Here is a 15,283-nt window from a genome sequence, read left to right as displayed (position 1 = left end):
ATTGATTATTGTTTATTAAGTAATTAATTATCAAATATTTATACGGTGGCATTGTTCATGGGTGATGGGGGCAAAAAATTTATGTTATGAAACCATCACCAGACTTACTGACTCCTGACAACCATGTATTGGTTCTGATCGATTTTGAAGGACAAATGGCCTTTGCCACGAAAAGCATCGCCTTGAGCGAGTTGCGTACGAATGCGGCGATCATCGCGGGTGCTTCCAAAATTTTTAATGTTGCTACCATTGTTACTACTGTTGAAGAAGAATCGTTCAGCGGACCGGTATTTCCGGAAATAGAAGAGTTCTATCCGCAGGCAACTTCCGGCTATCTGGACCGCAGTTCGATGAATACCTGGGAGGATGAAGCCGCTTATAAGGCGATCACCGGTGCCGGCAAAAAGAAAATTGTTTTAGCCGGTTTGTGGACAGGCGTTTGTATCGTGGGCCCTGCCTTATCTGCCATAGGCGAAGGATATGAAGTATATGTTATTACCGATGCCTGTGGTGATGTTAGTATAGAAGCTCACGAACGCGCCGTTCAGCGAATGATACAAATGGGTGCTAAGCCTATAACTTCTATTCAATACCTGCTGGAACTACAGCGCGACTGGGCCCGCCAGGAAACTTATGTTGCGGTAACGAGCCTGATGAAAAAATACGGTGGCGCCTACGGCATCGGTATTCAATACGGTCACCGTATGTTGGCACACTAAGCTGATGCTCCGGTTTGCTGTACTGTCTTTTTATTGAACTATTGTCCTTTTCCCGTGAAGAAAACAATCCTTATAATATGTGTACTATTCTTGTTCGGCCGTCAGTCTGTCCTGGCGCAATCATTTAAACTGATGCGCTATGACGAGGATTACAGTGCGCTTAAATCGGATACATCCGGTAAGATTTATAATAAGATAAAGTACATCGGGTTGTCGGCAAACCGCAGTATTTACCTTTCTGTCGGCGGCGAGATCCGTTATGAATACGCCGGTAAAATGGATGAGAACTGGATAGCCGGGCAGGGCTATAATTACAGCCTGCTGCAGCGGTACTCACTAAACACCAATCTGCAGATGGGCAGCCGTTTCAGGGTATTCGCGCAGATCAACAGCGGCCTTGAAAATGGAAGCAAATATGGCCCGGCTCCTGTTGATGAGGATAAGCTGAATGTTCAGGATCTTTTTGCCGAACTGAAGGTCTGGCAAAAAGATGATCAAAGCATTTCTATCAGGGCTGGCCGGCAGGAGCTCAATTACGGCAGCGGCAGGCTGATCTCCGTTCGTGAAGGGACCAACCTGCGTTTGTATTTTACGGGCGCGAAGGCGACCTATAAATCTGGCTTGTTTTCTGTCGACGGGTTTGCCATGATGGCGGATCAGGTAAACCCCGGCGTATTTGATAATAAGCCGACGCATCAGGTAAATCTCTGGGGAGCCTATTCAACATTGATCATCCGCAAGGGTGGAAATTTTGATTTTTACTATTTGGGGACCCAAAACAGCAACCATAGATTTGAGGAAGGTGTGGCTGATGAGACCAGGCATACCATAGCTGCACGGTACTGGAATTACGGCGGCGGTTTTATTTACAACCTGGAAGGCGCATACCAGTTCGGTACTTTTGGAAAGGGTAAGATCAATGCCTGGACGGCAGCTGTTGATATTGGTTATGTTTTTGATCAGCTGAAAGGAAAGCCAAGTATTAACCTCAGGAACGATTATATCTCCGGTGATCAGAAGCAGGGGGATGGCAACCTGCAAACCTTTAATCCGCTTTATCCAAAGGGCGGGTACTTCGGTTTTAACCCGCTTATAGGCCCGGCCAACCTCATCGATCTGCATCCCTATACAACTTACAGCCTTTCAAGTAAGTGTGACCTGCAGGCCGACGTGGTATTCAACTGGCGCTATTCTATCCAGGATGGTTTATACAGGCCCAGCGGTAATTTCAACCTTCCCGGAGCAGGCTCATCGCAAAAATATATAGGTACAACATATCTCGTGAGTGCAGATTACCGGTTCAGCAGGTTTTTCTCGCTGAGCAGCGGCGCGCAATATTTCAGAACCGGGGCTTTCATACAGGACGTGGTAAAGCCTACTGCCAACTCCTGGTTCTATAACCTGCAATTCACCTTTAAATTTTAAAACTTATTTAAAATATAAAATACAACATCATGACTAAATTATTCATTACTGCGGGCAAGACAATGCAGCAAAATTTCAGGGTGGCTCTTTCATCATTGCTTATACTGGTTGCCGTTAGTGCAGGTGTATCAGCGCAAACGGTAAAGCCGCAATTAACCGCAGTGGGCACCACTGCTATTCTGGGTAAAGCCGACGGTATCGCTATCGAAGGTAAAGTGCAAAGTCCTTCGGGCCAGGCTACACCGCTCCAGGTCATATGCATTTTTGAATACGAGGAAGGTGATCTGACCAGCCCGCAGGCGCTACCTGCGGCCGCCAATGGCTTATTGCATGTAGATGAGGCTTTAAAAGGTCTGATAACTGATCTGCGTAAAAGCGGGAAGTTTTTAGGTCACCGGTTAGAGACCATGCTGCTGACCCCGCCGAAAGGCAGTATGCCTGCACAGAAATTACTGCTGGTCGGATTGGGTAACCGCAAGGATTTTACCCCGGACCTGATGACCGATGTCGGCAGGGTTGGTATGCGCGAAGCTTTGCGCCTGGGGGTAAGCAGCTATTCGCACGCAAGCGATCTGAAGGACGGGGGGATCGATTCCCCGACCGGTACTGTTGCGGTTAACGTTGTAAAAGGTGCTTTGGACGCGTATGAAACAGAAGTCTACCTGGCAAAGAAAAAAGTAAGTACCCACAAACCGTTAACCAAAGTAACGTTGCTGGCAGGACAGGCATTTTTCACACCTTCCGGTGATGCTATTAAAGCCTATTTGTTAACCCGAAAATAATACGGCCGGCTATGAAAAAAGCAGATATGGTATTGTTTAACGGTAAGATCCACACCGTTGACACCGCGCTGCCTGCCGCGACGGCAGTAGCGATACAAGATGGTAAGATCATCGCAGTGGGTGAGGACGGCCCGGTATTACAGTATGCCGGCGACGATACTGCCGTTATCGATCTCCAAAAGAAAAGGGTTATACCGGGTATTAATGATTCGCACACGCACCTGATCCGGGGCGGGCTCAATTACAACCTGGAACTGCGCTGGGATGGCGTACCCTCACTGGCTGATGCGATGCGGATGCTCAAGGAACAGGTAGACCGCACCCCTTCACCGCAATGGGTACGTGTAATAGGCGGCTGGTCTGAATTTCAGTTCGCTGAGAGACGCATGCCTACCCTTGCCGAGATCAACGCCATTTCACCGGATACCCCTGTTTTTATCATGCATTTGTATGACCGGGCATTTATGAACCGGGCCGCGCTGAAGGCGGTTGGCTATACCAGAGATACGCCCGCGCCGCCGGGAGGGCAGATTGAACGGGATGCGAACGGTGAGCCAACCGGGCTGATCCTGGCAACACCCAATGCCATGATCCTGTATGCTACTTTAGCAAAGGGGCCTAAATTACCGTACGAACACCAGGTCAATTCCACCCGCCATTATATGCGCGAAATGAACCGCTTCGGTATCACCAGCGTCATTGACGCCGGGGGCGGTTTCCAGAATTTTCCGGACGACTACAGGGTAATCGAGGAATTAAACAATGAGGGCAAACTGACCGTAAGAATAGCTTATAACCTGTTTACCCAGCACCCCAAACAGGAGAAAGAAGATTTTGAAAACTGGACCAAAAGCGTAGAGGTGTACCAGGGCGATGATATGTACCGCCATAACGGTGCCGGTGAAATGCTGGTCTTTTCGGCGGCAGATTTTGAGGACTTTTTGCAGCCGCGGCACGAACTGCCCGAACAAATGGAGGATGAACTGGAGCGTGTTGTGCGCCTGCTGGTCGAAAACCGCTGGCCTTTCCGCCTGCATGCTACCTACAACGAAAGTATCACCCGGTTTTTAAATGTATTTGAGAAAGTGAACAGGGATATACCATTCAATGGCCTGCCATGGATCTTTGATCATGCAGAAACCATCAGTGAAAAAAATATAGAACGTGTCAAGGCACTTGGAGGAGGTATCGCGATACAGGACAGGATGGCTTTCCAGGGCGAGTATTTTGCGGACCGATACGGTAAAAAAGCGGCCCTGCAGACCCCGCCGGTAAAAAGAATGCTGGAGATGGAGGTACCTGTAGGCGGAGGCACCGATGCCACACGGGTTTCCAGTTATAACCCCTGGCTGGCATTATACTGGCTGACATCAGGCAAAACGGTAGGCGGATTATCTATCTATGATGATGACAGTAAGTTAAGCCGTGAAACCGCTCTGGAGCTTTATACCAGGGGCAGTGCCTGGTTTTCTAACGAACAACAGAAAAAAGGAAGTATAAAAATTGGCCAGCTCGCCGATCTGGCGGTACTTGACCGGGATTATTTTACCGTGGATGAAGAGGAGATAAAGTCTATTGAAGCCGACCTGACCATATTAGGCGGCAGGGTGGTATATGCCAAAGGTGCTTTTTCCTCACATAATCCGCCGCCTGTACCCATATTGCCTGACTGGTCGCCAACAAAAATTTATAACGGCTATTTCCCGGGCAGCAATCATCTGGCCCCCGCTTATTCCAGACAGGCCAAAGCCGAAAAACGCAAATCTGACGATGCCATCATGCAGTTGCAGATAGCAAATGCGGTGCATGCCTGTATCGGCAGCTGTAATGTGCATGGACATAACCATAATGACGCGCGCATGAGCAATGTGCCGGTGGATAATTATACCGCTTTCTGGGGGGCTTTGGGCTGTTCATGCTTCGCATTTTAAACTATAAAGATTATGGACGATATCATCAAACAGCTGCTTTATTCGGACTTAGGTTCAGCTCAGGCCAACTGGGCTATGCTGGCCTTCCGTATTTTGCTTGCTATAGAGCTCTTCCGTGTACACGGAATGAAAAAGTTCAGGGGAAATGACGGCAAACCGGAGGTAGTACCCAATCCGCTTGGTTTACCCCAGAACTTAAACAACCTGATCGCTACAATTTCCGATACCATAGTGCCGGTACTGGTGATCCTGGGTGTGTTTACGCGCCTGGCCGTATTGCCGACCATAGGTATCACCGCGGTAGGTTACTTTATAGTGCACAAAAATGACCCTATTGAAGCAAAGGATGTGCCTTATATGTACACTATCTGTTTTTTACTGTTGGTGGCAACAGGCCCGGGCAGTATATCGCTTGATCAATATCTTTTCAATCACTTTTTTAACTTTTAAATATCTATAACAATGGAACCAAAAATCGGAATATCAAAAGAAAACCTTGGCGGGGTAGCCCACGCTTTAAACAAAATACTTGCAGATGAGTATGTACTTTATACCAAAACCAGGAATGCGCACTGGAATATTGAAGGTCCTGATTTTCACAGTAAACATCTTTTCTTTGAGGGCCAGTACGAGCAGCTGGATGAGATCATGGACAGTGTTGCAGAACGTATCAGGTCACTTGGGCATTATGCACCGGCTACACTGAAAAGCTTCCTGGAGTTGACCCACTTTTCCGAAGTCCTGCATAACAAAAATGATGGTGCGGGGTTTATCACAGAATTACTGAACGACCACGAAAGCCTGATCATTCACCTGAGGGAGAACATCAATATTTTTGCGAATGACCTGAAGGATCTCGGCACCAGCGATTATGTTACCGGCCTTATGGAAACACATGAAAAGATGGCCTGGATGCTGCGGTCACATTTAAAATAAGTGCTTATGGAAAATCAAAAAAGTATTTGGTTTGTGACGTTTATGTTAGCTGCAACGGCGGGTTACTGTGATACCGTCACCTTTGTATCGGCAGGCTCTGTTTTCTCTGCCCACGTTACCGGGAACTTTATCGTGTTCGCCTACCAGATGATCAAAGGGGCGGACGCCCAGGCCTGGATCAAGCTCCTGACTTTTCCGGTATTTATCATATCCGTGATCATCGGCGGGTTGATTGCTGCAAGATCCGTTAACCGGTATAAAATACTGCTTGCTGAAGGTGTCGTTCTTTTATTGAGCGGCATTATTTCGGAAGTTTTTATACATAGCCCCGGGCTTATCTGGGAAACTTATGTGGTTGTGATGATGGTTGTATTTGCCATGGGGCTCCAGAATGCATTTGGCAAACTGTACGCCAAAGAAACCTACGGGCCAACCACCATGATGACAGGTAATGTCACACAAGCTTCTCTTGATCTTGGTAATTCAATTTCATCTACCTTTAAAGATGTTTTATCTGTACAAAGCCTCAAAAAACAGAGCATAACCATCGGCGCCTTTCTGCTTGGCTGCCTCGCCGGGGCATTGCTGGCCAAAAGTTTCGGTTTAGGCGTTGTTATTTTGCCCGGTGCCGGTATGATCATCTGTTATTTCAGCGCGGGAAGAAATACGCCTGTAACTAACGGCTGAGACCGGAAACGCTGAACCCCGATCCGGGTATCCGGATTAATCCGGGGTAAAAAGAGGCTGGCATCATGATGCAGCCTCTTTTTACTATTGATACAATTTGCGGGTCGTCTCCCTGCTTTGGTTAGTAAATTAACGATATATCGTAATCTAATCTCTTGTTATTTCTGGTCAATTTGTTGATTATTAGAGCTTTGTCGGATGGTATTCTTGTTGGAGTTATTGATTGATTTACAGACTGAAGTAGCGTTCTCAATTTGAAAGCCCGGCTTACTGTGTAACAGATAAAAGAAGATAAAAGGACAGTATTCATCATGCGGCTGAGCATTCATATATTATTTATATCACTGGTTTTTTCATTTGCTTCTGCTTTTGCACAAACGGTTTCATCTTTGGAGCAGATGCGGCAAAAGTTGGCTTTAAGCAAACAGGATACTGCGAAAGCAGTGCTGTTAATTGATCTTGGAAGATATTATTTAAACAAACCCGGGGAATTGGCAAAAGACATGGATAGCGCATTGCTTTTCAGCAGGCAGGCAAAACAACTCAGTTTAGCGCTGGACTACGATGCCGGTGTCGGACGAAGTATCCTTCTTGACGGGCAGGTTTACCGTGAACGCGGTGACCGTGACCTGGCGTGGAAAACAAATGAAAAGGCTCTGGCATTTCTCGTTGCTCATAAAATGCCCTACGAAACAGGAGAGGCCTACAGGTCTGCCGCCGCTTTTTTCTCCGTTGACGATGATGATAACCTGCATAAGAAGATCGCCTATACGGAAAAGGCGGTGGCATTGATCGGTCAGGCCGGTAATAGTCTGGAATTAGCCTACACATTGCAGGACCTGGGCGATTATTACCAGATCAATGAAGAAATATCAAAGTCAATCAGTGCGTTGGAGAAAGCATTGGAGGTTTACAAAGCAGTTGGTTATAAACAAATTCAGGGGGTTACCAATCTGCTTGGTTACGTATACCATTTAAATGGGGAAAATATGCTTGCGCTGAAATACGGTTTGCTCGCCGTAAAAGTCGCAGAAGAGGTCCATGACGATGGTATGCAGCTATGCACCATATACCACCGGCTGGCGATCACTTACTATGTGCTGAAAAACTATCAGCTTGCCTTCGTATACTATACAAAGGCCGAGGCAATCGCTGAAAAGTACAAAGATGCCGGGGCCATACAGGAAATTAAGTTCAATCTGGCACTTTTGCTAAAAAAGCTGGACAATCCAAAGAAAGCCCTCGCGGAGCTGAATGGGTTGGTCAAGCGATATCCGCCAACAAAAAAGGATCAGCTGATAACGACAAATTTTCTGTTTGCCAATATCTATATGGACCTTAAACAGTATCCCAGGGCCAGGTATTATATCGATTCGCTGGATCGGCTCGGTAAAAAGTTTCCGGCGGAGGTCGGCCGGAATACTACTTTAAATAAAGCCCCGATACGCTATTTTTTTGAAACCGGGCAATACAGGAAAGCCTATAAATATCTCCGTCTCAATGATTCGATAACTGTGCTTAATCATATGCATAATGCCCGGATGGAAAACGAATTGTACTGGTCAAGAACCGATTCGGCATTAGGAAAATACGCTTCGGCATTAGCGCATTATAAATTATACAAAACGGTAAGCGATTCCAATAAAAACGAGGCGTTGAGAAAGCAGCTTAATGAACTGCAGCTGCAGTTTGACGTTGAACACAAAGACCAGCATATCGCTATGCTTACCCAGCAAAGTCAGCTGCAGGAAAACAGGATCAGGATCGAGTCGATCTACCGGAAAGTATTCATTGGAGGCCTTATCATATTATTCAGTTTCCTGGGACTTGTTTATAACCGGTACCTGCTGAAAACACGGAGTAATGCCATCATGGAAAAAAAGCAAAGTAAGATCAATAACCAAAATGAGTTACTGCGTAAGCTTTTACAGGAGAAGGAATGGCTGGTAAAGGAAATTCATCACCGGGTTAAAAATAATCTGCAGATCGTGATCAGCCTGCTTAATACGCAATCCGCATATCTCGAAAATGAAGACGCGCTGGACGCTATAAAGAACAGCCAGCATCGTATGCAGACCATGTCACTAATACATCAGAAGCTTTATCAGTCAGAAAATTTGTCAACGATCGACATGGCTGTTTATATCCGGGAACTGGTAGCATATCTAAGTGACAGTTTCAGCAGCGACAAAAATGTAGTTATGGATCTTAAAGTAAGTGCCGTTAAACTGGACGTTTCACAAGCTGTCCCCTTAGGGCTGATATTGAACGAAGCCATCAGCAATTCCATTAAATACGCTTTTAAAGAAACAAAAATGGGCCGGATAGATATCTTTCTGAAACCGGCAAACGATGGCAGATATCTGTTGTGTGTTACGGACAACGGGCCCGGGCTGCCCGAAGGCTTTGATCCTTATAACACCGGTTCGCTGGGGATGAGCCTCATGCAGGGACTAAGCCAGCAACTGGACGGCGAATTTTTGCTGGAAAACAAAAATGGTCTGAGGGTATGTGTTACCTTCAAAGCCATAGAATTTGATAACTTAGAGAATGATATTTCCTGATCCGTTTTCAGGTATTTAATAAATTGATGGAAGAGAATATTTTAATAGTTGAGGATGAGTTTATAGTAGCAAACGATCTCCGGATCATGCTTCAAAAGGCTGGATACAAAGTTTGCGGTATTGCACCCTCCGTTGCCAAGGCTATAGATCTGATCAAGTCCAAAAGTCCTGACTGGATACTGCTGGATATATTTCTGCAGGGTACAAAAACAGGTATTGACTTAGCCGGGCAGTTAAGCGAAATGGGCATTCCGTTCATTTATATATCGGCCAATACCAACCAGGCCATTTTGGAAGCGGCGAAGGCGACAGAACCCTATGGTTTCCTGGTGAAACCCTTTCGTGAGAAGGATTTGCTGGTGATGCTTGATATTGCGCTTTACAGGCATGAGCAAAGCAGGAAGTTTAACCAGCCGAAAGAAGCCTCCCTGCCGGAACAGATCGAACAAATCGCTGCCAGAACTGACAGCAGGGACGAAAAGCTTAAACAGGCAGCAACCGCCTTGCAAAGTATTATTCCTTTTGATTGTTTAAGCATTACCAGAAACGAGGGAGCGACAGAGGGTGAACATGTTTACCTGGTAAAAAATACTTTAAATATTTTTCAGGTTCTTTCACTCGGCTCTTTGCTGGATCTGACGGGTATTACGCAAAGGGATTACAGGTCATGGAAATCATCAGCGACAGATACCAGGAACCAGTTTTATAATAATTTTGAATTCCGCCGTCTGAAGATGGACAGTTTATGGTTAAAAGCTTTAAGCGATCATTATAAATACCAGTCCGCTTTATATTACGACGCCAAACCGGCGGATGGCTATGTATACAAGTTAACCTTTTTTAGTGCCGGTTCAGAAAGTTATAACAAACTTCAAATGGACCTGCTGCAAAAAAATGAAGCGGCCATCAATCAGTTGATCACCGGAATCCTGCTAAAAAAAGACGCTGAGATAAAACAGGAGCGCACGTTCAGAACCTCTTCCGCGCCGCTTACGGTGCCTGCCGCTCATCAGAGTTTTAACGGAATTATCGGCGAAAGCCCACTGCTCAAAGCTGTATTTAATAAAATTACTATCGTTGCGCCGGATGAAACATCTGTTTTGATTATGGGTGAAAGCGGTACCGGGAAAGAAAGGATTGCACAAACCATCCACAAATCATCGCCGAGAAAAGGTAAGCCGCTGGTAACAGTTAACTGTGCCGCACTGCCGATAAACCTGATAGAATCCGAGTTATTCGGCCATGAAAAGGGGGCATTTACCGGCGCTACCGAAAAACGAACAGGCAAATTTGAACAGGCCGACGGGGGAACCATATTTTTGGATGAGATAGGCGAGCTGCCGCTGGAGGCGCAGGTTAAGTTATTACGTGTTTTACAGGAAAAGGAAATTGAACGACTTGGCGGCAATTATATCAAAAAGGTTAATGTCCGTATTATAGCCGCAACCAACCGCAACCTGGAAAAGGAAGTTGCCGAGGGACGTTTCAGGCTCGATCTTTATTATAGGCTTAATGTTTTTCCGATAGAATTACCTTCTCTAAGGCAGCGGAAGGAAGATATTCCGCTGTTGGCTAATTACTTTCTGGGCCGTTTTATTAAAAAGTCAAACAAAAACGTAAAGGGTATAAGTGACGAGGCTATGCAGACCTTAATGGATTATGACTGGCCCGGTAATATCAGAGAGCTGGAACACCTTATTGAGCGGAGTTTGTTAATGGCGACAGATGACATTATAGCGTATATTGATATCCCCAGGGCCACTCCCGCAGGGGCCTTGCAGGGACAGGAAGGCTATCGTGTCAGGACAATGGAAGAAATGGAACGGGAGCATATCCTGGAAATATTAAAATTATGTAAAGGAAAGATATACGGCGAGGGCGGTGCAGCAGAAATGCTGAACATACCCTCCACCACGCTTAATTCAAAAATTAAAAAGCTCGGTATTAAATATGAGTACGTGAAATAATCACTTCAACTAATTTTGAAAAAAGGTCCCGTTTGTGCGGGGCCTTTTTTATTGCATAATGAAATGACCTGTAAACAAACGGAGTTTGTCATAAATTGACGATATGGCGTAAATATTTTATTGTGGTTTTGTATGTAAATATTTGTTTTTCAGTATTTTAAATATTGGTATGTCGATGGATTATATAGGCTGAGTTAATTTCTAAATAATCAGGATCAGCTGCACATGCCGGTTACACCGGCAACTTAATTTATAGTTATGTCGATAAGTACTCAAAATCAGAAATATGAATCCGCGGTATTTGATCCCCGGGTTTTGCCGGTAGAACGGGCTTCGCGAACACTAAATGATTTTAGTCTGGATAGGATCATGGCGGACTCAGCTATAGGCATATGGGCATTTGACGGAGACACCATGAGGGTAAGCCTGTGTTCAACTATCAAAAGCCTGCTCAGGCTGCCGGATAAGACAGGGTATACTTTTGCTGAACTGTTCCGGAAGATCACTTCTTCAAGTCGCAAAGAAGTATTTAATGCGCTAAGGGATTCGTGCGGAGCACATGGGCGATTCACTGCAGAGTTTATGGTTCAGGAGCCGGCAGGAACAGAAGGCAGGTGGTTTAAATTATGCGGTAAAACTTACGATCAGGCCGGGGACCGGCGGAGAAGGTACATGGGAACCCTGATTGACATTACAGAAACGAAAACGAAGGAAACATGGAACCATGACCGCCTTGGCTTGCTCAGTCATGAGTTAAAAGGTCCGCTCAGCGTCATCAAATTATATCTGCAGCGGGCGTATAAGATCTTAGCAGACAAAAAGATAGAAGATGTGACGTTATTTCTGAATAAAGCGGACGAGCAGGTGTCGATGATGGCTTTGCTTACGGAGGATTATCTTTCATTTGCGACCATAGGCAACGCTAAAATGAAGCTGTTTTATGAGAGTTTCAATATGGCCGCGCTCATGGATGATATTATCGCCCAGATACGGTTAAGGCATCCCGGGTATCGGTTCAATATTGAAACCAGTTCTTCAATAAACGTCAAGGCGGACAAACGGAAAATTACGCAGGTGATTTTAAATTATCTTTCCAATGCCGTCAAATACTCAGCGGCAAACAGCCTTATTGAACTTAAATGCCATCAGGGAAACGGCGAAGTGACGCTGGCTGTTACAGATAACGGTATAGGTATCCATCCTGAATATCATCAAAAGGTTTTTGACCGGTATTACCGCACGCCCGGCACTCATGCTGATGGTTATGGTTTAGGGTTATACCTGGTGAAAGAGATTATTAACCAGCACGGCGGAAAAGTCTGGGTGGAAAGTATGATCAATCAGGGGGCTTCTTTTTATTTCTCATTGCCGGCCCCGGCAGGCAATCCGTGAATGTTAATCTCTTGAAAATCATATGTATATGGCGCACTCCGATATGTTCTTTACCGGGATGTGTTTCTTAACCCAGGTCAGGTCCCCGGCGACTTGCGGCAGGTATTTTTACAGTAACAAAAAGGAAATCAACAAATATTATAAACAGATATGGAAAACAAATTAAAGGGTATTCATCACATTACAGCAATTGCAGGTGATGCTAAAAGCAATTATGATTTTTATACGAAAATTCTGGGTCTGAGATTCGTTAAAAAGACGGTCAACTTTGATGATCCTGAGACCTATCATTTTTATTATGGCGATGAGTTCGGTACGCCGGGTACTATTCTGACATTTTTTCCATGGGGTAAAGTGCAGGCGGGCCAATCCGGCTCAGGCCAGGCAACAGCAATCGGCTATTCGGTAGCGGCCGGCAGCCTGGAATTCTGGAAGCAGCGCCTGTCCGATAATAATATCCGGCTCGGAGAATTCGCGGAACGCTTCGGGGAGCGCTATCTTACCCTGTTTGACCCGGACGGCCTCAAACTTGAATTGATAGAATCCCAAACGATTGATAAACGCAAAGGCTGGGAAACTGACGAAATCAAGCCGGAAAATGCTTTGAAAGGATTTTATAATGTCACGATAACAGTCAGAAAGGCAGGTCCTACAGCTAATATATTAACGCAGATCTTTGACTATACTCAACGTGCAACCGAAGGTAACCGTTATCGTTACGCTACCGGCGCTATCGATACTGCTAATACAATAGATATAATTGAGGCAGATGAGAAAGGCGGGTTCGTCGCCGGAGGCTCTGTGCACCATGTGGCATTCCGTGTAGAAAATGAAGAAGTGCTGATGCAGTACAGGGATAAAGTAATCGCTGCCGGTTTATCCATAACCGAAAAAATAGACCGTAACTATTTCTATTCCCTGTATTTCAGGGAACCGGGAGGTGTACTTTTCGAAATTGCTACGGACAATCCGGGCTTCGCTGTTGACGAACCGGTGGCCGAACTGGGTATGAACCTGAAACTGCCGGCACAATATGAACAGTATCGTGAACACCTGGAAAAAGTTCTGCCTAAGATAAATTAAGCAACTTATGTTGAAAATAGATTTCCGGAGAAAGGAGTATTCCCTTTTCTCCGGTATCTGTTTCAATTGCATGGATATATTTATACCCCATGAAAAGCTGATCGTAGATCTGGTCTATAAGCTTTACGGTGAACGCGCTGTTTTCGATCGCTGAATTGCTTTGCAGGCAAAAGACCGTTTTGCCTGTATCAACTGCAAAATCATACACATATCCCTCACTATGAAGCTGTTTAACCCGCTCTGTTAATGAGTAATTGATCTTTCGTTTTGAAAAGTTTGTCATAAATAAAATTTCAAAGAGAATTGCAAATGGAAAACCATTTTATAACTTGTTGATATACAATTATATACTGTTGTTTTAGATGGTTTTAGATGACGATATTTCGGAAATTGACGATATCAATAGCTTGATTTTCAGTCGTCTGTATGTTTTGCATTGCATATCCTGTCAGATTTGGCCGCCAGATATGGCTGTAGCATAATAAGTAATGCTGTATGGAGTCTTGGTTCAGTGTCTGGTTATGATACAGCGGATCAGATATTGGATTTCAGCACAGCAAAAACAGGAACGCTGTTTTTTGTCCCTGCCATTGATATACCCGATGACTTTTTATCTTAGCTGCTTGCACAACGGAGAACGCGTTTTCAGACTATATTTAAACAAAAAATTGTAAATCATGAGCCTCATACAACAAACAGGAAATGTTATTCGCAGCACATTTATTAATGGCATTATATTTTTAATACCATTGGTGGCACTTGGTTGGGTATTCAGCGGGGCTATAGGCGGCATTGGTACAGCTATCGGGACTTTGCAAAATAATCTCTGGATAAAATCGCATGGCGGTCTGGTACTGCTGCTCCCTGTTGTTTTATTAGCGGCAATCGCCTTCATTTTTGCGCTGGGCATCCTCGTTCGCATTGCTTTGCTCCGGCGTGCAAAAAACTGGGTGGAGCATCAGGTGCTGGATATGATGCCCGGCTACAACTTTCTTAAATCAATGATGGAGGAGAAACTGCATGTAAAGGAGAACAATGGTATACCGGTACTCGTGCAATGGCCATCCTCTGAACAGTTGGGCATACTTGTTGACCAAAAGGTCTTGCGCTGCGTCGTCTTTTTCCCCAACAGCACGATTTTGGGTGGAGGTGCCGTTCATATAGTTGACGCTTCACAAGTGGTCCGCCTTCCTTTTTCACTTACTGAGTTTGATAACATATTGATCCGCTCCGGAGGCGGGTTGCTGGGTCAGCTGACTGCTGAGGACGGTAAGAATGATTGATATGGTTCTTATTGGAGGCTCCTTATCTTAACATTAGCGAATGATCCGCCAGCTAACGGATCATCTTCTGCGAGCCTATCCATTGGTACTGTAATAGATTCCTGTTTCTCGGAAAGACACCTTATATTCGGGGTACGGGTGGACCGGAGCAGTAAGGGCGAATAAAAACGATTTAAAAACCATCATGATGAAGCCGGAATTTGAAAATATTAAGCTAAATAAGAATGCGGAGAAAATGCGATTTGAAATCGAAGTAAACGGGCATTTTGCGTATATCGACTACAAAGAAACCACGCATTTGATCGCATTGATCCATACCGAAGCCGAACCGGAACTTGCCGGTACCGGGGCAGCGCAGGCCGTGGTAGAAAAAACACTGGCGTATATAAAAGAAAGCGGAAAGAAATTGCTGCCGTATTGCCCGTATGTGTTTGCCTATCTCAAAAAACATCCGGAGTGGACAAGCATTGTGGACGAATCATTTCCAGCCTATTCTCAGCTTTCAAATTAAAAA

The 15,283-nt window shown here is 45.2% G+C and carries 14 protein-coding genes; 13 read left to right on the top strand and 1 reads right to left on the bottom strand.

Going from position 1 to position 15,283, the window contains the following annotated elements:
• Window positions 1–86 precede the first annotated feature (86 nt).
• The 11 genes from ACFFGT_RS02570 (at window position 87) to ACFFGT_RS02520 (ending at window position 13,486) form a co-directional block, all read left to right on the top strand.
• The gene (locus tag ACFFGT_RS02570; protein WP_377020934.1) at window positions 87–719 is read left to right on the top strand and encodes a hydrolase; all 633 of its coding nucleotides are present in this window, start codon (window positions 87–89) and stop codon (window positions 717–719) included.
• 54 nt (window positions 720–773) lie between these two features.
• A complete protein-coding gene (locus ACFFGT_RS02565; RefSeq protein ID WP_377020933.1) occupies window positions 774–2,144 on the top strand; it encodes an alginate export family protein in 1,371 nt (456 codons plus the stop codon).
• Window positions 2,145–2,173: 29 nt separating this feature from the next.
• Window positions 2,174–2,926 carry a M17 family peptidase N-terminal domain-containing protein gene (locus ACFFGT_RS02560; protein ID WP_377020932.1) on the top strand — a complete coding sequence of 251 codons (753 nt, stop codon included), beginning with the start codon at window positions 2,174–2,176 and terminating at the stop codon, window positions 2,924–2,926.
• 11 nt (window positions 2,927–2,937) lie between these two features.
• Window positions 2,938–4,857 (top strand): amidohydrolase, encoded by a 1,920-nt coding sequence (locus ACFFGT_RS02555; protein WP_377020931.1) that lies wholly within the window; start codon window positions 2,938–2,940, stop codon window positions 4,855–4,857.
• Window positions 4,858–4,869: 12 nt separating this feature from the next.
• Window positions 4,870–5,307, top strand: coding sequence for a DoxX family protein (locus tag ACFFGT_RS02550; protein WP_377020930.1), 438 nt, complete (start codon window positions 4,870–4,872; stop codon window positions 5,305–5,307).
• Between the two features lie 12 nt (window positions 5,308–5,319).
• Window positions 5,320–5,793: a Dps family protein gene (locus ACFFGT_RS02545; RefSeq protein WP_377020929.1), complete on the top strand. Its 474-nt coding sequence runs from the start codon at window positions 5,320–5,322 to the stop codon at window positions 5,791–5,793.
• 6 nt (window positions 5,794–5,799) lie between these two features.
• Complete coding sequence (locus ACFFGT_RS02540) at window positions 5,800–6,480, top strand: YoaK family protein (RefSeq protein ID WP_377020928.1); 681 nt, start codon at window positions 5,800–5,802, stop codon at window positions 6,478–6,480.
• Window positions 6,481–6,791: 311 nt separating this feature from the next.
• Window positions 6,792–9,044, top strand: coding sequence for a tetratricopeptide repeat-containing sensor histidine kinase (locus ACFFGT_RS02535; RefSeq protein ID WP_377020927.1), 2,253 nt, complete (start codon window positions 6,792–6,794; stop codon window positions 9,042–9,044).
• Between the two features lie 26 nt (window positions 9,045–9,070).
• The gene (locus ACFFGT_RS02530) at window positions 9,071–11,011 is read left to right on the top strand and encodes a sigma 54-interacting transcriptional regulator (protein WP_377020926.1); all 1,941 of its coding nucleotides are present in this window, start codon (window positions 9,071–9,073) and stop codon (window positions 11,009–11,011) included.
• Window positions 11,012–11,269: 258 nt separating this feature from the next.
• Window positions 11,270–12,403 carry a sensor histidine kinase gene (locus ACFFGT_RS02525; RefSeq protein ID WP_377020925.1) on the top strand — a complete coding sequence of 378 codons (1,134 nt, stop codon included), beginning with the start codon at window positions 11,270–11,272 and terminating at the stop codon, window positions 12,401–12,403.
• 150 nt (window positions 12,404–12,553) lie between these two features.
• Entirely contained in the window at window positions 12,554–13,486 is a 933-nt protein-coding gene (locus ACFFGT_RS02520) for a ring-cleaving dioxygenase (protein ID WP_377020924.1), read from the top strand.
• On the opposite strand, the gene ACFFGT_RS02515 is transcribed toward ACFFGT_RS02520, so the two are convergent.
• Complete coding sequence (locus ACFFGT_RS02515; RefSeq protein WP_377020923.1) at window positions 13,473–13,769, bottom strand: hypothetical protein; 297 nt, start codon at window positions 13,767–13,769, stop codon at window positions 13,473–13,475. The genes ACFFGT_RS02520 and ACFFGT_RS02515 overlap by 14 nt on opposite strands.
• Before the next feature lie 394 nt (window positions 13,770–14,163).
• Between ACFFGT_RS02515 and ACFFGT_RS02510 the strand changes: the two genes are divergently transcribed.
• Complete coding sequence (locus tag ACFFGT_RS02510; protein WP_377020922.1) at window positions 14,164–14,769, top strand: DUF502 domain-containing protein; 606 nt, start codon at window positions 14,164–14,166, stop codon at window positions 14,767–14,769.
• Between the two features lie 184 nt (window positions 14,770–14,953).
• Window positions 14,954–15,280 (top strand): GNAT family N-acetyltransferase, encoded by a 327-nt coding sequence (locus ACFFGT_RS02505; protein ID WP_377020921.1) that lies wholly within the window; start codon window positions 14,954–14,956, stop codon window positions 15,278–15,280.
• The last annotated feature ends 3 nt before the right edge of the window (window positions 15,281–15,283 follow it).

The organism is Mucilaginibacter angelicae (assembly GCF_042434235.1).
GTDB classification, from domain to species: Bacteria; Bacteroidota; Bacteroidia; order Sphingobacteriales; family Sphingobacteriaceae; genus Mucilaginibacter; species Mucilaginibacter angelicae.
This window is presented reverse-complemented; position numbering and strand designations above follow the sequence as displayed.

Coding starts and splice junctions, on each gene's coding strand:
- ACFFGT_RS02555 (WP_377020931.1), top strand. CDS start 2,938: ATGAAAAAAGCAGATATGGTATTGTTTAACGGTAAGATCCACACCGTT.
- ACFFGT_RS02545 (WP_377020929.1), top strand. CDS start 5,320: ATGGAACCAAAAATCGGAATATCAAAAGAAAACCTTGGCGGGGTAGCC.
- ACFFGT_RS02515 (WP_377020923.1), bottom strand. CDS start 13,769: ATGACAAACTTTTCAAAACGAAAGATCAATTACTCATTAACAGAGCGG.
- ACFFGT_RS02520 (WP_377020924.1), top strand. CDS start 12,554: ATGGAAAACAAATTAAAGGGTATTCATCACATTACAGCAATTGCAGGT.
- ACFFGT_RS02550 (WP_377020930.1), top strand. CDS start 4,870: ATGGACGATATCATCAAACAGCTGCTTTATTCGGACTTAGGTTCAGCT.
- ACFFGT_RS02560 (WP_377020932.1), top strand. CDS start 2,174: ATGACTAAATTATTCATTACTGCGGGCAAGACAATGCAGCAAAATTTC.
- ACFFGT_RS02530 (WP_377020926.1), top strand. CDS start 9,071: ATGGAAGAGAATATTTTAATAGTTGAGGATGAGTTTATAGTAGCAAAC.
- ACFFGT_RS02570 (WP_377020934.1), top strand. CDS start 87: ATGAAACCATCACCAGACTTACTGACTCCTGACAACCATGTATTGGTT.
- ACFFGT_RS02510 (WP_377020922.1), top strand. CDS start 14,164: ATGAGCCTCATACAACAAACAGGAAATGTTATTCGCAGCACATTTATT.
- ACFFGT_RS02525 (WP_377020925.1), top strand. CDS start 11,270: ATGTCGATAAGTACTCAAAATCAGAAATATGAATCCGCGGTATTTGAT.
- ACFFGT_RS02505 (WP_377020921.1), top strand. CDS start 14,954: ATGATGAAGCCGGAATTTGAAAATATTAAGCTAAATAAGAATGCGGAG.
- ACFFGT_RS02540 (WP_377020928.1), top strand. CDS start 5,800: ATGGAAAATCAAAAAAGTATTTGGTTTGTGACGTTTATGTTAGCTGCA.
- ACFFGT_RS02535 (WP_377020927.1), top strand. CDS start 6,792: ATGCGGCTGAGCATTCATATATTATTTATATCACTGGTTTTTTCATTT.